Consider the following 20,516-nt stretch of genomic DNA (forward strand, 5'->3'; position numbering starts at 1 on the left):
CCCATACACCCTACACCGATAGGTGGCGACGGACATCATCGCCATCAATTTGCGATCGATCGCCCGCCGCAACGACTTCGCCGCGCGATAACACGACAAATTCGTCGGCTTGCTCCCGCGCAAAATCAAAGTACTGCTCGCAAAGCAAAATACCGATGTCTCCGCGCGCGCGCAACAAGCTTATGACCTTGCCAATATCCTTGATGATGGATGGCTGTATGCCTTCGGTAGGCTCGTCAAAGATAATCAGCGAGGGTTCGGCCACCAGCGCACGAGCAATGGCCAACTGCTGCTGTTGTCCGCCGGACAAGTCGCCGCCGCGGCGAGCCAGCATCGATTTCAGCACTGGGAACAGCTCGAATATTTCACCTTTGATACGGCGCGCCGCGGATGCCGGCTTGGCAGCCATCCCCATCACTATGTTTTCTTCGACCGTCAGCCGGGCGAAGATGTCGCGCCCCTGAGGCACATAGGCGATGCCTCGCGCGGCACGCTGATGCGGAGACAGCCGGGTGATGTCCTGGCCGTTGAAATGTATGCTGCCTGAAGCCACCGGCAACACACCCATCAGGCATTTGAGCAAGGTCGTCTTGCCCACGCCGTTGCGGCCCAGCAAGGCCAGGCACTTGCCGCGTTTCAAGGAGAGCGACACACCGCGCAATGTGTGGCTTCCGCCGTAGTATTGATCGATTGCCTGTACATTCAACATGCTAGCGTCCCAGATAAACTTCGACCACTCGCTGATCGGCTTGCACTTGGGCCATCGTCCCCTCGGCCAGCACAGAGCCCTCGTGCAGCACTGTCACCTTTCCCTGTCCGGCGATGCTGGTCACGAAATCCATATCGTGCTCCACCACCATTAGCGAGTGCTTACCCTTCAGTTCGTTAAGCAGTTCGCCAGTGCGCTCCGTTTCGGCGTCCGTCATGCCTGCTACCGGTTCGTCCAACAGCAGAAGCTGGGGTTCCTGCATCAGCAGCATCCCGATCTCCAGCCATTGCTTCTGCCCGTGGGACAACAAGCCGGCCGGCCGCCAGGCTTCAGGAGTCAGCCGTATCAGGGCCAAGGTCTCGGCTATGGCGTCGGCCTGCGTGCCGGTGAGCCGGGAGAACAAAGCGGCTTGCACCCGCTTGTCGGTTTTCATCGCCAGCTCCAGGTTTTCAATTACGCTGTGATTCTCGAAAACCGTCGGGCGCTGGAACTTCCGGCCAATGCCGGCGTGAGCGATCTCGGCTTCCGACAGTTTGCTCAGGTCGATGTTCTGGCCGAAGAATGCAGTGCCCGAACTGGGCGCCGTCTTGCCGGTAATGACATCCATCATGGTCGTCTTGCCCGCGCCGTTCGGTCCGATGACGCAACGCAGTTCGCCCACGCCAATGTCCAGGGTCAGATCGTTGAGCGCTTTGAAGCCGTCGAAACTGACCGTTATGCCCTCCAGGTACAGGATCACGCCATGGCGCGTATCGACATCCTTCGTTGCAACGTGGCCATAAGACGCGTCGCCGCCACGATCGCCCTCGACGGCGACCATCATTTCCTGCAAAGTCCTCGCGTGTTCGGGCTTCATGATGCCGTCCCCTTGTTGTAGCGGCCGGCAAGCCGGCGGGCCAGCCCGACAATGCCTTGCGGCAAGAACAGCGTCGTCAGCACGAATATCAGACCCAGCGCGTATAGCCAGAACTCGGGCAACACACTGGTGAACCAGGTCTTCAAGCCGTTGACGGCGCCTGCACCGATGATCGGTCCGATCAATGTCCCGCGCCCCCCGGTGGCGACCCAGATCACCATCTCTATGGAATTTTCAGTGGACATTTCACTGGGGTTGATGATGCCGACCTGTGGAACATAAAGAGCGCCCGCGATACTGCACATGACTGCCGAGACGCACCACACGAAAAGCTTGAATCCCAAGGGGTCGTAACCGATGAACCGCAAGCGGTGCTCCGAATCGCGGACCGCCGTCAGAACGCGCCCCAGTTTGGATTGCGTAATGGCCCGTGCAAATACCAGCGCCCCCGCAAGCATCGCCAGCGTCGTCCAGTAAAGGACAGCGCGCGTATCGGGGGCAGTGATATCGAACCCAAGAATCCGCTGGAAACCGGTAAAGCCATTGTTGCCGCCAAAGCCGGTTTCATTACGGAAAAAGAACAGCATGGCGGCAAAGGTCATGGCTTGGGTAATGATGGAGAAATACACGCCCTTGATACGCGAGCGGAACGCAAAATAGCCGAACAGAAACGCCAGCGCGCCCGGCACCACCAGAACCAGCATCATTGCGTAGGCAAAGTGCTCGGTGAATGCCCAGTACCATGGGTAAGCCTTCCAGTCCAGGAACACCATGAAATCCGGCAGGGCATCCGCATTGCCGGCATTGATGGAGCGCATCAGGTACATCCCCTGCGCATAGCCACCCAAGGCGAAGAACAGGCCATGCCCCAGCGACAAGATTCCGGCGTAGCCCCAGACCAGGTCCAGGGCCAGGGCCGCCATTGCATAGCACATGAACTTCCCCAGCAGCGCCACGGCGTAGGACGAAACATGCAGCGGGTGGTCGGGGGGAACGATCAGGTTGAGCAAGGGCAGCACGGCCAGGAAGGCGACCGCTCCGGCCAGGCTGCTCCATGCCTTGGGCGAGAACAGTCTGTTGTTGGCCTGGAACTGACTGGCCAGAGCAGGTAGCGCGGCGGCCGTCATTCCACGCTCCGGCCGCGTGGCGCAAATAGCCCTTGCGGGCGCTTTTGAACAAATAGCACGATAAGCACCAGGATAGTGATCTTTGCCATGACGGCGCCCGCCCAGGGTTCAAGGAATTTATTGACGCTGCCCAGTCCGAACGCCGCGACGACGGTACCCGCCAGCTGCCCGACCCCGCCCAGCACGACCACCATGAACGAGTCCACGAGGTACGCCCGGCCCAGGTCCGGACCTACGTTGCCCAATTGGGACAAGGCCACGCCGCCCAGTCCGGCAATGCCCGACCCCAAGCCGAAAGCAAGCATATCGATGCGCCCGGTCGGTACACCGACACAGTCGGCCATGCGGCGATTCTGAGTGATTGCCCTTACGAAAAGGCCTAAACGAGTGTGGTTGAGCAATAGCCAGACAAAAACGACCACAAGCAATGAAAGGGCAATAATCGCCAGCCGGTTATTGCTCAATACCAGTCCGCCCAGCAGGGTCACGCCGCCCGACATCCATGAGGGGTTGCTGACTTCGACATTCTGCGCGCCGAAGACGGTTCTTACGGCCTGCATGAGAATCAGGCTGATTCCCCACGTGGCCAGCAGCGTCTCAAGCGGACGTCCATACAGCCAGCGGATGACGCTGCGTTCCAGGGCCATGCCGACGCCCGCCGTAATCAGGAAGGCCATGGGCAGCGCCGCGATCACATACCAGTCCATCCAGGCCGGCATATAGTGCTTGAATAACAGCTGCATCAAATAAGTGACATAGGCGCCTATCATCAGCAGTTCGCCGTGGGCCATATTGATCACGCCCATCAGCCCGAACGTAATGGCCAGGCCCAGCGCGGCCAGAAGCAGGACGCTGCCCAGGCTGATGCCATAGAACAGATTGCCGGCCCACTCAATTTTCCAGAGGTGCCAGTCTATGCTTTTCAGGGCGGCATTGGCCGCCTCCCGCACTCCGGGATCCGGCTCGGCATAGGCTCCGTCAGGCCCTTGTGCGACCAAACCAGCCAGAATGGGACGGAATGCGCCGTTGCCCGAGTCACCCAATATGCGGACTGCGTTCAGGCGCTTTGCCGGATCGCTGCTCTTCAATGCGGAGGTCGCCAGGGCTATGTCGAGTGCATTCCGCACTTCACCTTGCGTTTCGCCGGCCCTGGCTTTTTCAAGCAACGTAATGACCGACGCATCGCCGCTCTGCTGCATACGTTTCGCCGCAGCCAGGCGGGTGGCCGGGTGGTCCGAGAACAGGTCTGTAGCAGCCAGGGCGCTATTGATGGCGCGCCGCAAGCGGTTATTGACCACGATGGCCTCGGCGCTGTCGGGCAGCGCCGATTCCAGGCCGCTCAGCGGGTCAAGGCCTCTGCCTGCATCGGTCCGGATAAGAACCTCTCCCTGCGGCGTCGCCAGGAGGCTTTCGCTTCCCAGCGCTTTCAGAACCTGAGCGGCAGCCGGATCGGAAAGCTGGCCAAGCTGCGTTATCGCCTGAAGCTTGGCCCCCGCATCGCCGCTCGCCAGTGATGCGAGCAGTGATGCATCGACCTTTGCCGTCTCTTCAGCCAAGGCAAGGTGCATGGGCATAAGGAGCAGCATCGCAAGAACAAGCCGAAGCCCGAAATGCTTGCATGCACCGTAGATCTTGGCGGACTCGTTCAAGATTAAAGACCCTGCTTGCTTTCGTTGCCTGCGATATATGGACTCCAGGGCTGGGCGCGGATGGGACCCTCTGTTTTCCATACCACGTTGAACTGGCCGTCACCCCGGATCTCGCCGATGTAAACAGGTTTATGCAAGTGATGGTTGGTTTTGTCCATCTGGATGGTGAATCCATTTGGCGCCTTAAAGCTTTGTCCTCCCATCGCTTCGATAACCTTATCGACATCAGTCGACTTGGCCTGCTCCACGGCCTGCTTCCACATGTTGATGCCGATATAAGTGGCCTCCATGGGATCATTGGTCACGACTGTCGCCGCGTTCGGCAGGTTGTTGGCCTTGGCGTATGCCTTCCACTTGTCGATGAAGGAGGTGTTGACCGGATTCTTGATGGACTGGAAGTAATTCCACGCCGCCAGGTGCCCAACCAGTGGCTTGGCATCCACCCCCCGCAGTTCTTCTTCTCCCACGGAGAACGCAATGACAGGCACATCCGTGGCCTTCAGGCCGGCATTGCCCAGCTCTTTATAGAAGGGCACATTCGAGTCGCCGTTGATGGTCGATATAACGGCTGTCTTTCCGCCTGTGGAAAACTTCTTGATGTTGGCCACGATGGTTTGATAATCGGAGTGCCCGAAAGGCGTATAGACTTCATCGATATCGCTGTCCTTGACCCCCTTGGAATGCAGGAAGGTGCGCAGCACCTTGTTGGTGGTACGCGGATAGACATAGTCTGTGCCCAGCAATACGAAACGCTTGGCGCCACCGCCGTCTTCGCTCATCAGGTACTCGACTGCCGGTATGGCCTGCTGGTTGGGTGCCGCGCCGGTATAGAAAACGTTGCGCTCCAGCTCCTCGCCTTCATACTGTACGGGATAGAACAACAGACCGTTAAGCTCCTTGAATACGGGCAGTACAGACTTTCTGGACACCGAGGTCCAGGCGCCGAAAACCGCCGACACCTTGTCCTGAGCCAACAACTGGCGCGCCTTCTCGGCGAACAGAGGCCAGTTCGATGCCGGATCCACCACCACGGCTTCCAGCTGCTTCCCCATTACGCCGCCATTGGCATTGATCTCCTGGATCGTCATCAGCGCGACATCCTTCAAGGACGTCTCCGAGATGGCCATCGTGCCGGATAGGGAATGCAGGATGCCTACCTTGATGGTATCGGCCGCCTGCACGGAGGGCATCCAGCCCGCCATTGCCAGTACGCTCACCGCGGTCAGTTGCTTTAGAACCAGTCTGCGTTTCATGTCTTGCTCCGTAAATGTAAGGATCAATCCCGGTCAGGGCGTCGATCGGAAGGACAGCACAGACATCGTTACGCAATAGTCATGCCAACTTTTTTATAGCCAAGTCGGCGCTTTGGGGGCTTGGGATGCAATGAAGAGGGGCGCGGAAACGCGACGGCGCCCCAGCTTGGTGCGCCGTCGCGTGACCGGCAGCTTTGAATTGAGTTAAAACGGTGCAGGCAAAGATCCGAACCACTTCAGCAGATGAGCCTCAGCTTCGCTTCTCAAGTGGAAATGATGCCGGTCTTCACAGGGCCGACCTATTGACGGTTTGCAAGCTACCGTCTCCGACGTAGGGAACCAGGCCTAAGGCACGGATCTTCCTGACAGTCTCCTGCGCGCACTCGCCATCGTCTGGGGGACAATAATCGACGGCTATGACGGGCAGCTTGTAGCGCTGCTGTATCCGTTTGATTTGCTTCAGCAACCACGCCCGGTCCTCCTCGCCCACTTCCTCGTAGCAATTCTCTGCCTGATTCCAGGCGCGATAGAGCGATTCGAACGCGACGGCATACACGTCCTGATGGATAGCGGGCAGAAGATCGAAACCCCGATTGAGAATCAGCTTGGCCTCGGGGTATTTATCCTTGATGGCGCGTATCAAACGTAGCAAGCCTTGCCGGCTGCGTTCCAGCTGGACCTCGCCAAGACCCAGCAACTCATATGAATCGAGCGTATCCAGAAAGAAGCCGGTGTAGCCGCGGTTCCACAACGGCGTCACGACATTCTCCACAAAAAAGGAAGGCCAGCCGGGCGTGGCCGGATCAATGATTTCAGAATGCCAGGCCGTATTCAGGCCTGCCCGCCAGCTTAACGGAACATCGAAGTAGTAGTCGCGAAAGGCCGTTATTTCCGTTGCGCTGACGTAGGCGAACCAATCTGTTTTCGAGGATCCCGACATTCCCGTCGGCGACGAGGTAGACAATGGGCCTGCATCCGGCTCGACCACCGCCAACTGAAACGCCCGCAAGGAGTCCCAGTTGGCCGCGTCACCGTAATAGAAGACAGCGTTGCGCAGCGGTTCCGCGGATATGACCACCGGGGCCGCCAAGGACAAGGAGCCCAGGATACCTGCCAACAAACGGCGGCTAGCCGCCGCCTTGAGCCATGTAGGTGTCATATTCCAAAGCCTCAAAGTGGCGGTCCAACAAATAGAAGCCCAGCACGACGGTGACCAGAAGTGCAACGACGAATCCATAGCCGTATGCGGACGGCCCCAGCTGCAAAGTCGCCCATGTCAGCGTGCCATTCAACACGACGAAGAGCAGTGTAAGCACCAGCACCAGGCGCCGCTTATCGAGATAAAAAAAGATATTGAGCACGCCCAGGAATAGAATCTGCAGGCTGGCCGCCACGACGTCTATACGCAGCAAGGGCAAATAAAGCCGCGAAATCCCGATGTACTCGAGCACGCTTTCGCCAAAACCGTAAACCAGCAAAGCAACCACTGTCTGGATCTTCAGGATCTCGTAGAGCGCCGCACGCGCGCTATACACCATTTCGTCACGTGACCGCCGGATGTCGTCCAGGGTGCCGCCATCGCGCACCGCCCCGTAATACTCGTTGTAATGATCCGCGAAGTCGGTTTCCATACGAAGCAAGAAGACGGCGATGCCGGGAATGATGCAAAGGTAGGAAATGAAGATGGGCATGTCGTAGATGACGGACGCTCGCAATGGACCAATGATGTTGGTGCCGGTCGCCGCGAACCAGAACATGAACTTGTCCAGCCAAACCCCCAGGTTGAACAGGAAGCCCACGCCTATCAGGATGGGATAGGCGCGGCGATAACTGAACATGTCCCAGGATACATAGCGCTCTGAGCGAAAGCGCCGATGGATGGCGCCGTTCATCACCATCAGCAAGATCGCCTGCCCCGCCACGAAACCGGCAAGCAGCCCATTCAAGCCATGCTTCGCCAGCCACACTGCCCCCAGCACAGTCAGGCCATAGCCGAAAAAAAACGCCAGCAATATCGAACCGTACTGCTTGATGCTGGCCAGAAAGGTGCTCGCCACCCAGATGTGGCTGAGAATCACGAATGCCATCACCATGAGCATGCGATAGACCATGGACAGGCCGCCGAAGTATGCCCAGCTGATCAGCACTCCCAGTACCCCCGCAGCCGCCGTCGTCACCAGGCTGATCGCATGGTAGCTGGATAATATCCGGTCAAGCTGGCGCTCGAACATGCGATCCGATACATAACGCGTAAAGGCCAGTTGCACCAGGCCCGTGACAATCAGACTGGCGGCAATAAGATAGGTGACCGACACCTGAAACTGCACCAGATGTTCGGGACGCCGTACGGCGGACAGGCTCAGCAGGCCAACCAATAAGATGCCGACAATTGACAGGACCAGCGGACCGGCACTGATCATCCCGGCATACAGATAGGCGGTGAGGGTACTGCTTAGCGTCTCAGGAATGAGCAGACGCCGTAGCCGCAAACTGATGCCGGACATCAATCTTCCTCCATCGCGCGATCGCGGCGATAGCTCAAGAGATTGGCATAAACACTCTCGTAGCTCTCATGCATAAGGCTGTCGGCGTAATAACATTCCACGCGCGTTATCCCGGTCGCCTGGGCCGCTGTCCAGCGCTCGGGATCGTGGAGCAGGCTAAGGACCGCAAGGGCGAACTGATCAGCATCCGCGATCTGGACAATCGCCCCTGCCTCTCCCAGCGCGCGGTCGGCGTCGCTGCGGCCCTGTATCAGTTGGCGGCATGAACCTACATCCGTCGCGACCACGGGCACGCCGGAGGCCAGCGCCTCCAGGATGACCAGCGGCAAACCTTCGCTGATGGAGCTCAATGCGACAAGGCCGATTTGCGGCATGAGCTCGTCTATCCTTTGGAAGCCCTTGAAATGGATGTGAGCCTGCATGCCCAGACTGGCTGATAGATCGCGGCACTCTCCCGCATAAGCGGGATCTTCGTCCTGAGGGCCTACTATCCACGCTTCGATCTCGGGGTCATTGCACCACGCGATATACATTGAACGAATGAAAGTCTTGATGTCCTTGATGGGCACGACCCGGCCGATCAGTGCGACCACTTTAGGGATACGCGCAGGCCGCTGGCTGCGCAGGGGTGCAAACCGGGCAATGGAAATGCCATTGGGAATACTGCGCGTCTTTTCCTCCGGAGCACCGTCTCGTATTTGCCGCTGGCGGTTGCCTTCATAGAGAGCGATGATCTCGTCGGCTGCGTCGTAGCACATACGCCCCATTGCGACGAAGAACCGCAGCCAAAGGTCTTGAAAATATCCCAGCTGGGAGATGTCGCGCTCAATCAAGCCGCGGTTGTCACGTATCCACTGGCTCTGCAAGAGATCGATCTTGCGCTCCTTGGTGTAAATACCATGCTCGGACACCACCAACGGGACCTTGTTCCGGTGGCGTAGCATGGCGCCCAGCAAGCCCGCATAGCCCGTCGAAATGGTGTGATACAGCCTGACTGGAATAAGCTGCTCCGCCACCTGGGCCAGCTGCCACAGCGGCATGTGCATCATGCGCACGGTCCAGAAGTAATCGGTGAACGAAGGATCGGTGCAATGCTCATCGTAACGCTCGGCAATGAAATCCCAGGCATGCCGCCCGTGCAGGAATTGCGCTTCGTCCAGATCCTCACCGGGCCGCATCGCAGGAAGTATGTCGTGCAACATGCGCCCCAGCGCCCCCGGATAAGATTCCGAACGAAATTGATCGTGCAGCTGAGCTATGCGCTGCTTGCTGCCGGCGCCGGCTTTGTGCCTGGGCGATGACGGCGGCGTCCGCGGCTCATGAATGAAGTGCTCTTCGAAATGAATGACATTAGGCGGCAATTCGTATTGTGGCTTGCCATAGTCTTCACGCCGTCCTCCAATAAAGACCACCGCAAATCGGTACTGCGGGAAGCTATGTATCATCTGATGCACCCACGCCGATACTCCGCCCCGCACATAGGGAAAAGTACCCTCCAGCAACAGCGCGATGTCCGCGGATTTGGCCTTCCGGTCGGTGATGTTCATGTGAGCCAATACCTTTTGACAGACTCGTAGGGGGTTGGGGTGAAGCCCTTTAGCACGGCAAGGCTGCGGGGTACCGCTGCATATTGGCCTTGCTGGAAATCGGCTTCGGCCAGCGTAGCGGCCAGGCGATGGGCTGGAAACCCGTGCTCCTGCGCCCGCGACAGGTACTCGCGAGCTTGCTCCGGATCCGCGTCGATCAATGCGCTACGCCCGAGCAAAAACCATAAACTGCCCTGCTTCGCATCGCGCATGAGGGCCTCGTGCGCATACTGACGGACGCAACGCAAGGTGAATTGCCGCAACTCGCCGTGTACGAGATCTTGATAAACGAGCTCCCAGTGCAACTCGGCAAGGCGGGCGGCGAGCTGGGCATGCTCGGTGTCGGACTGGGCCGCATCCAGTAATTGTCGGGCGATCAGAATCTCCTGACGGATACGGTTTTCTGCCGCCTCGAAGATCCCGTACGCGAGCAGGCGGATCTCTTCGGCCGGGTCGGCCAGCAGCATGCGCAGTAGTCCGCCGCTTACATTCGACGGCAGATCGCGCAGCCCGACCATGGCCTGCAAGCGCTCGTCGGGCGACAAGCCGTCATCACGCAGCTGGCCCAGCAAGCGCAAGCCCGCACCATAAGTGACCTGCCGTATCAGACTGGGGACGATACGGGGTAACGGTATGAAGTGAACGGGCGGCACACGCCTGACAGCCGGCATACACAGCACGCCCAGGGCCGTTGAACCGATGAGGGTCTGTCCCACCACGGGAAGCAGAAGACAAAGCAGGAAACCATGCGCAAACAGGCTGCGCCACTGCCCAGGGTGCTGCCTGATGCCTACGCATGCCATCCAGCAACCGCCGGCAAGGGCCCCCGCGACCTGCCATAAGATGCTCTCGGCCAAGGGCCGCCCTGCGTCCAGGAACTCGGCGAAGCGAAGAAGTGCCACGCCCTGCAATGTCAAGGCCAAGGCTCCCAGCAACAGGGCGAACAGCGCTTTAGCCATGATGGCCCCGGTACAACAGGCGCCGTAGAGCAAGGCCCGGGGCTTGGGCAGGCACTGCAACGATATCGATATGCACGTCCATGGCGTCCAGGTCCAGAGCCAGCCTGTCCTGGCATTGCCGCTTGACGCGCAAGCGGCAACCTTGCGCCCTTACGGTATCCGTTAGCGGAAGCAGCACGAAAACGATAGACGTTTGCTCTGTTGCGTGAAGCCAGATCAAATCCAGGGTGCGCCGCTCGCTGCGCAGAATATCCATCACTGGTTCAGAAAGTGCATCCCGCGAGAATTCAAATGCCATTAACGTAGAAGGTATCCCTGCCTCGTTCGTCAACCGTGCCAGCCGTCCGAGTTCCAGCGCAAACTCCTCTGGACAAGTCGGCACATGCTGCTGTATGTCTTTAACAACGGCCGTATGAGCCAAGCCGTCGACGTAGTAATTGAGCAAGGCGCGCAACAACTGGAGGTTGTCCGTGTTCAATGCGAGAAACGGCATGCCGCGCACTACCAGTACCGCAATAAGCCCTCTTTCATTAGCGATAAGGGGAACACAGGCAACATAGGTGCTGCTCTCGCCATCGGGGGATCGCAAATGGGTCAGCTGATGGCTCTCCAGGCAGGCACGCAATAGGGGATCATCAAGGTCCAGCGGGAAATTCGGGCCTATCGAGGCCAACGCATCGGGCGAGAGCCCCTTGTCGGTCATCCGATAAATCGCGGCATGGTCTACGCTGGAGACGCAGGCCGCGTAGTCCAACAGCTGTTGCATACCGGGAACATCCTGCCCATCCAGGTTCGCGCGCGACGCCTTGCGTAATTGTGCGATGGCATCGCGCAGGGTCACGGAGCGCCCCAGCATTTCTCTTTCCATATGTTCATGTGATGCACGGAGCAGGTAATGATTGGTGATGAGCGAACCCAGCCTCTCGCCAAGATAGTCGTTAGCCGCGTTCAAGCGCCGCAAACGACCCACCCAGACATCGCTGCAATGGCCGACCACCACCAGCTGTATCATGCCCCCCGCGAGTAGGACCGTGGGCATGGGGTACTGTGCCGCGTCATGAAACAACCATGCTGCGGCCACGATGCACAGGCCGGAAAGAACGCCCAGCAAGGCGCCATAGCGCAGCGCAAAAATTGTTGCCAGCAGCCATAACCACGGATATGGAGAGCCGATCAAAAGCGGATCATCGGGCCGCAATATATAGGCCAGACCCAGAGCGGCCGCCATACCTGTCACAACCTCCAGGACGGCGAAGCTCCGCAAGCCATTTGGTGCGACGATGGCGAGATAGCGGCTTTCGCGGCGAGCGTGATCGGCGGCCACGCGTCGCCCGGAGTCCTGGGGCAAGATGACAGTGCTCATGATGTCGGCGCTCAAGGTTGTATGGGTTCCAGGAGCTGACTGATCAGTTCATGGCCAACACCGGCAAGCGTTGAACGGCTCCATCCGCTCCGGCTGCCCATTGCGCTCCAGACCACTTCACCCGTATTCAAATCAACGACATCAAACGACAGGCCGACCACCGGTTCGCCATCTATTCCCACCTTGTACCGCCACTCTTGCACGGCGCCGGTCAAGGCATATTGGGCGCCCGCATTACGTGCCCACTCCAGGGCCTGGGCGCGCTGCTGGTCGGTGTTGTTCAACAAGTAGGTCCCCGCCGAATCACTGAATGGATACGTGGCGAGCTGTGTGAAGCCCTTCTGATGCAACAGATTCTGTGCAATGCTCTGTGCTCCCAGGGCTGCACCGGGTGTCTCGGTGTAATTGCTCAAAGGCACCAAGGCAAGCTTGTTCAATTGGGTCCATGACGGTGCCTGGCTGACTTGCGTGCTGGAACATGCGGCGAGCGCCACCAGCGCTGTTATTCCAGCCACTCTATTGAACCGCGCTTTAAATTGCGTCTTCATATCGTGCTCCCTGATCAGAAAAACAAGCGGTAAGTCAGGCCTATCTGCCTGGATGAACGTGTACCGTCGCCGGCGGCGTTCTCATATTGGTAAAAGAGGCTGAGGCGGTCTTTTCCGATCACCGGTCCGCTAAGGCCTATCGCCACCATCGGCCCCCAACCTTGATTGCTGTCGCGGATCATGCCGAGGTCGGCATATGGCCGCCAGGACGAATTGAATGAATTTGGGTTGGATACGCCAAAACCAAGAACTACGCCATATCGGGTGTAGTTTTGCGGCATGATCACCGAGGACAAGGGCGCCTGACCGTCAGCCATGAGACGCGCGAAGCCGGGCACCGCGGCATCCGTGGCAGAGAAGATGCCGCGTTCAAAAACGCCCCTTACGTTCATATCGGGGAGCAAACCCGGCACACGCACACCCGCCTCTGCACTGAAGATGTAGCCATGACCGAGCCGCTCCCGGTCCTGGCTGTATAGGCGCAGCGCTTCAGCGCTCGTCTGCACAAACCAGCGGGACTCGGGAGCCCAGTCCAGCGTGATGCGCACCAGATCTTTGATGCCGCCCACCTGCAAACTTTGGGATAAGTAAGTGGGCTGATTGCGACCGACAAAAATGGCCGGTCGGAAGGCGCCGTAGGGATTGAGCTGCGCCATGAAACTGATGGTATGGAAGGACTCCAACGCCTTTCGATGGCCGACCGTCAAGGCAAGCTCACGCGTTGCCGTGATGTCGGTGAGCGTCAAATTGAAGCTGCGGTCATTATTGGGCACCCACGCCAGCTCCGATGGATCCGTTGTTTCCTGGTGCTTGTTTAGCGCCTCAATGCCAACACTGAGCCGGCTGGTGATATTCATTCGGCCACTGATAGTGGTCGCGAGGTACTCCAACGGGCGCGTTGACACATGGGCCACGTCCACACCCACAGCCTGGGGCCTACGCATTACAAGCTGCGCCATCTGGGCATGCCGCTCATCATTGTCGGGCGCCCCCTCGGCCAGCTGGTAAGCAATGGGCTGGGCTTCGGGGATACGGTTCAAGGCGACCAACGCATTCACTTTTGCTTGAGGCGACAGCCGATCGCTCTCAACCAGGCTTTCCATCACATCCATACTTCGACCTTCCGAAGCTATATACGCCTGCGCGTCAATACGGGAGGGATCGTCAGCACCATATTCGCGGACCAACCATGCACGAGCCAATTCATTGTGCCGGCCGGCCAAGGCCCAGTTCAGGATCAGCGCTTTCACCGCGACACGACCGGCAACTGGCGGCCCGCTGTCCCTAAACACCTCGGCCGAACTCATGACGTTGCGCGTATCATCGAGCCGCATCACCGTCGCCACGGACGGCAGGCCGGGGAGATCCCCCAGGATGGACACATGACCGGCCTGATCGCTCTTCGCGGCGAGTTCCGGCTCAAGCAACCGGAATACCATAGCTTTATGATGATCGCCCAGCGCAAAGCCGGAGCCTAATGTAGCTACCGTGACGCGCCGGCTCTCAGCCTCCTCGATTCCGCGCTGCAAGCGATCTTCCTGCCGCGGCGCTTCTGCGAGGGGTTCGCTTTGCAAAGCCTTCCATGCCTCCAGTCGCAGTTTCTGGCCCAGCCCCGACCGGCCAGCCGATTCTTCCGCATCGGCCAGTGCCGCCAGAACGACGGGATCCTGTCCGGTCCGCTCTGCTTCCCGGCGCAGGTAAAGCGCGGCGGCAGCGGCATTTCCCAAGCGTAGCTCACCCGCGGCATAGGGCCCCCAGTACACTGGGTTGCTTGCCGCATGTGCCCGGAACGCCATCAAGGCGCTACGCAGTTCGGGAACTGTCCCGAATGCCGACAAAGCCCATAAGTACGCCACCCGTGTATGATCCGCCGCAGAAGGCAGGACAACGGCCTGACGCATATCGCTGAAGGCCGACTCAAAGTCGCCCTTCCGAATGTAATATGCGGCTCGCGACACCAGCATATCGGGCGAGCGCTCCAATGCGGCGCGTTGCTCGATCGTCAGCCCATCCAGTAAAACCCCGACGTGAGGCCATGCGGGACTCTGGGCGTAAAAATGCAGTGCCGCAAGCAATGCGCTCGTCGCGCCGTTCTGGCGAAATTCAGCTTCCGCCAGCCGTCCGGCGTCGACTGGATAGGCCTCGTAGAAAAATGTCAGGTGGCGCAGATCTTCAGCGTTCGCGCTACCCGACGAAATAAGTTGGCGATGCGCGAAATGAGCCTCCTCGTCCAGATGAAGATTGCGGGCAAGGCCGGCGTATAGCCGCCAGTATGGGGCGTGTACGGGGTCTGCCCGCGCATGGTCACGCAGCGCGCGCAAGGTTTCCACCGCTGCCTGCCTCTCGCCGTTACGCTGCTGGATTGCAGCTATATGCATGGCATACAGGGGTGCCTCGGGGTGCTCGACCAGCAGCCGCCGATACGCATCCAAGGCCAGTTGGTCACGCCCGGACCGTTCCGCCAGGGCGGCGTACGCTTCCAGCACCGTGGAGCGCTGCTTGCCACGGGCATAACCTTGCAGATACTGCAAGCCTTCATCAATAAGGCCCAGCTTTTCGTAAGTCGCGACCAAGTCAGCAAGAAGAACCTCGTCAGAGGGACTGCGGGCGTAGGCATGCTTGACGGCGGACAAGTACGCAGTATGGTTATTGACCTGCCGCGCCATTACCGCCACCTTTTCCCATGCGGCCTGCTCGCCCGATTCGTACGCATACCGCAGCCAGTAATGGAGTGCCTTCTCGACTTTTGTGTTCCATTCCGACACCTGAGCGAGCCGCGGCAACCATACCATCGGCGACAGGCCCCGCTTCAGGGCGAGCTCGGCCGTTCTCTCGGCTTCGTCCAGCTGGCGGCTTTGCACCAGGGCAGCGAATGCAAGGTCCAGGTCCGACTCAAGATACTCCATGCTGTCCTCGTCCGGCGCGCCCCCCGAATCCGACACCAGCATGCGTCGCGGCTGCATGTCGGACCATTGGAAGGCGCGCCGAATGGGAACGCCCTTGCCCGACCAGACGGCGGGGTATGCCCGCCACTCGCCGGGTAGAGCCCGTCCCTGTTGTGCCGATACCGGCGCAGCTCTCTCGCTGCCTGATGTTTCAGCCGATCCTTTCTGCGTGGCTCCGATGAGCTCTCTCGCATAACCAGCGAGAAGATCCGCACGCCCGGCCTGCCGCGCCAGACCGATCAGGTAGCGCAGCGTCTGAAGATCTCCGGCCAGCTCCTGTCTGTGCCTCTCCGCCGCGACGCAGGCCTGACCGACGTCGCCGGAAGCGACATAAGCCTGCAGGCCTGCAACAAAATACTTGCGCTTTTCCGCGCGTGCAGTGGCCATTGCCTGCGCATCGAAATAGGCATCGGCTGCCTGCACGTACTCGCCCCGCTGCAGCGCGGCCTCGGCGAGGCGAGCCTGCCACTGCGTCGCATTGGCGCCATCCAGCTGCACCAGCTTTCTTAGCCAGCGCTCCTGAAGCTCACCCGTTGCGGCGGCCTCGGCTCGTTGCGAGAGCCATGTCAATGCCGATACATCCCAGCCGTCGTAGTGTGCCGCTTCCTTTAGCCGGTGACGAAAGACCTCCATCGCGACCGAACGTTTCGGGTCATCCGCCGGATGTTGATAGGCAAATTGCTCGGCAGCGATCACGGCCAGCAGCAGCAGGCGCGGCTTACTTGCTTCCGGACCGTCTGCAATGAGAGCATCGGCTACATTCAGGGCCGAAATCCAGCGTGCCGATTTTATGTAGCGGGCGAGCAGATCCTCTTGCGCTTTCCAGGCGGCATCGGGGTCTGTCCCGTCATCGTTCAAGAAACCCCAGGCCTGCATGAACGCATCCGGCTGTTCAAGTTCTGCAGCCAGCGCCAAGACCTGTTCCCAGGCATGGGCATCATTTTGCCCCCTAGCCGCCATCAGCCAGTATTCCAACGCTTTGTCCGGTTGATTTCGCCATATGGCGAGCTCGGCAAGACGAGGCGCCCATTCGCCGACAGGCTCACCCGCCAGCATTGCCTGGCGCCCGGCCATCTGGGCTTCGGCCAGCAGTCCCGTCTCCACGAACGCCTGGTACACCAGCTCATACTCCGAAGGATCATCGCGCTTGTTCAGGGCGGTGGGCCGGGCCATGGCACTTATATGATGTACAGCGGCCCCCTGCGTATATGCGTCTATGGGGCGGCTGTACATCATATGGATGCGTGGAGCCAGGTCCGCTTGCGGTGCTTGTCCCGCCAATCCCAGCAGGGCGCGCGCGTAGAAGACAACAAGGTCGCTGCGGTCGGCCTGCCGTGCCAGCACCAGCATATAGCGCAGCGTCGCCTTATCCGCCCGGAGTGCACCCAGATTGGCATGTCCCAGCTCACAGGCCTGGTCCACAGCGTTCGCAGAGACAAGTGTATGCAGGGCACTCAAGAAGAAATGCCGCTGTCCATCAAGGGTCTTGCTCGCACGGTATGCCGACATATACGCTTTGGCGGCTTCTATTTCGCCGTTGCGCGAAAGCGCCGCCTCTGCCAGTTTTTCGTGCCACCGTTGTGCATGGACCGTGTCGGCCTCCGCCAACTTGCCATACAGGCGCTCCACGATCTGATACGCACCGACCTCCGTGGCCTTTTCCGCCAGGCTTGCAAGCGTTTCGACGTCGACGGCGTACTCCATGGCTTTTTCCAGGATCAACTTGACGTGTTCCAACGCTTCGGCTCGACGCGGGTCCGTTGGTGCATACCCATAGGCCCATTGCTCGCTCGCAACGGCTTGCAGTAGCAGCGCCTGGCGGCGGGCGTCTTCGTCGCCCTCCATGCCTTGCAAACGATCAGCGAGCTGGAATGCAGCATCCCACTGACCCAACTTGAGATGCTGAACAGCCAATGCATTCAGATACATGGGCGTGTCCGGCCGCATGCGCAGCAAGCCTTCAAGATAGGCAACCGATAGCGCGGAAGGCGGGGAAGTTGCAACCCGGCGGGACAGCGATTCCTCTGTCGGAAACGATGCCGCCAGCGCCAGGGTGATGCCGACGCCCAACAATGCCGTCAACCAGACTGGGCACAGTTGAACACGCTGCTTAGCCACAATTCACCTCCACGGAGTGGTAGTTGATGGAAGGCACAGCATTGCCACCGACGCTTATCCGGCGCAATCCGTTCTTCACGGGCGCGGATGCATGCTTGCCGTTGACAGCAACACGGCAGTTGGCCGCGTTGGCCAACAGAATGAAAGGCTGGTAATACCCGCCGAAGTCGAATCGAACGCTTCCGCCCTCCCGCGAAAAATCGCGTACGAATCCCGATGCGGTGTGGATATACGGCAGGGCATTCCGATCCGGCCCCGACATGCTGAACCTGGCCTGGCGTGCGCCCATGTGGATATATAAGCCCCCTGGACCGGGCATATATCCCGCAAGCCCTTGCGCCGTATCCATGCGGGGCACGCCGTTGCCGGGCCAGCGCAACTGCCGCAGGTTATCCCCTGTACGGACCAGCCAGGCGTCCCCCTCACGCGCCACCACCGCCCGGCGCCACTCCAGTACACGGCGTATGTAGTCGGTCGTGTAAACGGGGAACACCGGCTGCTTGAGGGACGAGTCGAATACCCGAGTCAGAGCATCGAGCGCCGCTTTCTTGGTCGCAGAGTAAAAGTGATAGTAAATATCGAGGGCTTTGAAGCGGATGGGCGTGTCCGTCATCTCGAACGTTTCCAGCACGCGCCTATAACCGTAGAACGGGCCGGTCCAGTCGCCGGTATAGACGTTCTCATTCATGGTGGCGGCAAACACCTGGAATTCGTGGGGGCCGGTGCCGTGGGCCAGCCCATACCCCGCGATCTTGGTCCAGCTCGGTGCCTGGCGCGTAATTGTGGTGTCCCCACCATTGATATTGAAGACGCCGGCTTGCGCCACACGGCGCAGGACTGAGGCTGACGGCATGGCATCGCCCGACCACAGAAATGCCTGGACCTTCTTCCCCGGCGGGGCGAGACGGTTGTTGATATAGTCGATGGAACCCTGCACTTCGCGAGCGACATCCAGTTCATACCCCGCGATGGGCAGATGGAACGGATATTTGTCGTTCCCGGACAAACGGAAGCGTTCGTTAATCGGCCGTCGCGCTCCCGACTCGCCGTCGATTTCGGTCCAGAAGAATGGATGGGAATAGGTATGGCTGCCGATCTCTACATGTGGCAGTGAAAATATCTTCACCGCAATGGCCTCCAACTGTGACGATAACTTGGGGTAGGCACCGGTTGCGCTTGTTTCCCCCTCGATAACGGACACCGTCATCGGTATCGGATATCGTTTGAACACCCGGTCATAAAGGATCTGGCCGCTGTACTGGTTTGTTGCTCCAGCGAACTCGCCGCGAGAGGCAAAGCCATCACCATCCACCTGCGTGAACATCAGGCGGCGACCGTTCTCGGAAGTCACATCGGGGACCGGCATGTCCGGCAATGCCAATGCGCGGCGATAGAACTCCAAAGGCTGTAGAGGCCAACGATATTGGTCCACCGTATCCAGGTGCATATGGTAGGGTGCCAGTGCAAACCCTCCCCAAGGCGCCAGGCCGACGACGTCATATTGACGCTTGCCCACGCCCACACGCAGCAATGAGGTCGCCTCCGGCCCCGCCTCGATGCCGACCACCGCACGAGCGTCAGCCGCGGGCATCACCTCGAATCCGATGATAGGATCCTGCGAAGCAACATACGCATCACTTGCCACGTTCGGCCCGGGTATGATTCTTAGAGACAATTCCCGGGCGGTTGGCCCATCCAGTGTGAATCCGAATTGCCCCATGAACACCACTTTCGTGCCGCCACGTATTTGACTGAGCAGCCACCGGCGCCAGGCAGTAGCGTCAGTGACGGCGTTCTGCAGCGCAACGACGATTCCCGCATAACGATCATTATTGACTCGGGTGGGCAGGCGCTTGTTTGTGTCGGCATAGTGCACGTCGTAGCCCAAGTAGTTCAGGGGCATCGACATGGTGTAAGCGCCTGTCGAAGTGAGCAAAGGCTCATCTTCCTCCAGCGCCTGCACCATCAGGATCTTCCTCGGCATTATTTCTATGTGCCCTACGCCGATTGAGTCAATCGCCGCAGTCGTCACATAGGGCGTCCAGCCATCCGCCTCGATCTGCCTTGCGCGTTCGCGGCGACATACCCGGTCACCCTGGTAACAGTAATCCAGTGCGACGATCTGTAAGGCTGGGTGGCGGTCCCGCAAGACTTTGAGCGCGTCTCGCGCCGCATCTTTACCGGATCGGGCGGCCGAAAGTCGCGTGCCTCCATACGCCGACGCCGAGTTATAGATGCTGTCCACGACTAGCGCATCCAGCTGGCCTGCAATCTCGCCGGCCAGCGCCAGATGATTGCGCAGGACGATGCCGGCGTCGGGGTAGGCCTGCTTGATGGCTGCGACCAGCTGACGCAATGCCTGCCCCTCGTTTTCCTCCGCTGCGCCCAGAGGCTGGCCGTCATCCACCAGGAAGCCGCGATATCCTTGTGTCCATAACGGGGTCACGACTCGTTCCATATAGTCGGAGGTGATCGCGGATGGAACCACACGCAAGCGCGCCAGCCAGGTCGTCTGCGGAGCATCGGCAAGCGAAGGCGGGCGTGCGCGGCTCGGATCAATCACAACAACGTCGAAGACCCGAAGTTCATCGACGGGAACATCGCTTTGATAGTAAAGGGCAACATTGCGTCGACTGACCGACGAGGCGTCAAGCTGTGCCTGTGTCGTCGGAGTCCACCCCAGGATGGCCGCGCAAGCTGTCATCGCGACCAGCCCCTTGGCGTATTTGCTCCAAACATCAGCCAACACCGGTGCAACGCTGGGGCGCAGCGGCGGAGTCCCACATGTGGTTACCATTACCCCTTCCCTGTCGTCTTCTCTTGCGATCAGACGCCGCGCGCTCATTAAGTTGGCGCCGCTAACATCTGGCAATGCTTTGGGATAATCATAGAGGGCATG

Annotated in this window: 13 protein-coding genes; all 13 read right to left on the reverse strand. The window is 59.5% G+C overall.

Going from position 1 to position 20,516, the window contains the following annotated elements:
- Positions 1 to 10: 10 nt before the first annotated feature.
- Positions 11 to 709 (reverse strand): urea ABC transporter ATP-binding subunit UrtE, encoded by a 699-nt coding sequence (gene urtE / locus OEG81_RS17175; RefSeq protein WP_264130485.1) that lies wholly within the window; start codon positions 707 to 709, stop codon positions 11 to 13.
- A gap of 1 nt (position 710) precedes the next feature.
- Positions 711 to 1,529 carry an urea ABC transporter ATP-binding protein UrtD gene (gene urtD / locus OEG81_RS17180; RefSeq protein WP_412034151.1) on the reverse strand — a complete coding sequence of 273 codons (819 nt, stop codon included), beginning with the start codon at positions 1,527 to 1,529 and terminating at the stop codon, positions 711 to 713.
- Between the two features lie 32 nt (positions 1,530 to 1,561).
- Positions 1,562 to 2,692 (reverse strand): urea ABC transporter permease subunit UrtC, encoded by a 1,131-nt coding sequence (gene urtC, locus OEG81_RS17185; RefSeq protein WP_264130487.1) that lies wholly within the window; start codon positions 2,690 to 2,692, stop codon positions 1,562 to 1,564.
- Positions 2,689 to 4,266, reverse strand: a complete 1,578-nt coding sequence (gene urtB / locus OEG81_RS17190; RefSeq protein WP_264130488.1) for an urea ABC transporter permease subunit UrtB — start codon at positions 4,264 to 4,266, stop codon at positions 2,689 to 2,691. Before urtB ends, urtC begins: the two co-directional genes overlap by 4 nt.
- A 77-nt stretch (positions 4,267 to 4,343) precedes the next feature.
- On the reverse strand, positions 4,344 to 5,594 hold the full coding sequence (urtA, locus tag OEG81_RS17195) for an urea ABC transporter substrate-binding protein (protein WP_264130489.1): 1,251 nt from the start codon (positions 5,592 to 5,594) through the stop codon (positions 4,344 to 4,346).
- 286 nt (positions 5,595 to 5,880) lie between these two features.
- A complete protein-coding gene (locus OEG81_RS17200; protein WP_264130490.1) occupies positions 5,881 to 6,753 on the reverse strand; it encodes an endo alpha-1,4 polygalactosaminidase in 873 nt (290 codons plus the stop codon).
- Complete coding sequence (gene pelG / locus OEG81_RS17205; protein ID WP_264130491.1) at positions 6,722 to 8,098, reverse strand: exopolysaccharide Pel transporter PelG; 1,377 nt, start codon at positions 8,096 to 8,098, stop codon at positions 6,722 to 6,724. The genes OEG81_RS17200 and pelG overlap by 32 nt, the downstream gene beginning before the upstream one ends.
- On the reverse strand, positions 8,098 to 9,645 hold the full coding sequence (pelF, locus tag OEG81_RS17210; RefSeq protein WP_264130492.1) for a GT4 family glycosyltransferase PelF: 1,548 nt from the start codon (positions 9,643 to 9,645) through the stop codon (positions 8,098 to 8,100). Before pelF ends, pelG begins: the two co-directional genes overlap by 1 nt.
- Positions 9,642 to 10,643: a hypothetical protein gene (locus OEG81_RS17215; protein WP_264130493.1), complete on the reverse strand. Its 1,002-nt coding sequence runs from the start codon at positions 10,641 to 10,643 to the stop codon at positions 9,642 to 9,644. Before OEG81_RS17215 ends, pelF begins: the two co-directional genes overlap by 4 nt.
- Positions 10,636 to 12,021, reverse strand: coding sequence for a PelD GGDEF domain-containing protein (locus tag OEG81_RS17220; RefSeq protein ID WP_264130494.1), 1,386 nt, complete (start codon positions 12,019 to 12,021; stop codon positions 10,636 to 10,638). Before OEG81_RS17220 ends, OEG81_RS17215 begins: the two co-directional genes overlap by 8 nt.
- Positions 12,018 to 12,554, reverse strand: coding sequence for a DUF4136 domain-containing protein (locus OEG81_RS17225; RefSeq protein WP_264130495.1), 537 nt, complete (start codon positions 12,552 to 12,554; stop codon positions 12,018 to 12,020). The genes OEG81_RS17220 and OEG81_RS17225 overlap by 4 nt, the downstream gene beginning before the upstream one ends.
- 14 nt (positions 12,555 to 12,568) lie before the next feature.
- On the reverse strand, positions 12,569 to 17,617 hold the full coding sequence (locus OEG81_RS17230) for a tetratricopeptide repeat protein (RefSeq protein ID WP_264130496.1): 5,049 nt from the start codon (positions 17,615 to 17,617) through the stop codon (positions 12,569 to 12,571).
- Complete coding sequence (locus OEG81_RS17235) at positions 17,610 to 20,462, reverse strand: sugar ABC transporter (RefSeq protein WP_264130497.1); 2,853 nt, start codon at positions 20,460 to 20,462, stop codon at positions 17,610 to 17,612. The genes OEG81_RS17230 and OEG81_RS17235 overlap by 8 nt, the downstream gene beginning before the upstream one ends.
- Positions 20,463 to 20,516: the final 54 nt, after the last annotated feature.

This window comes from Pollutimonas sp. M17 (assembly GCF_025836975.1).
Lineage (GTDB): Bacteria > Pseudomonadota > Gammaproteobacteria > Burkholderiales > Burkholderiaceae_B.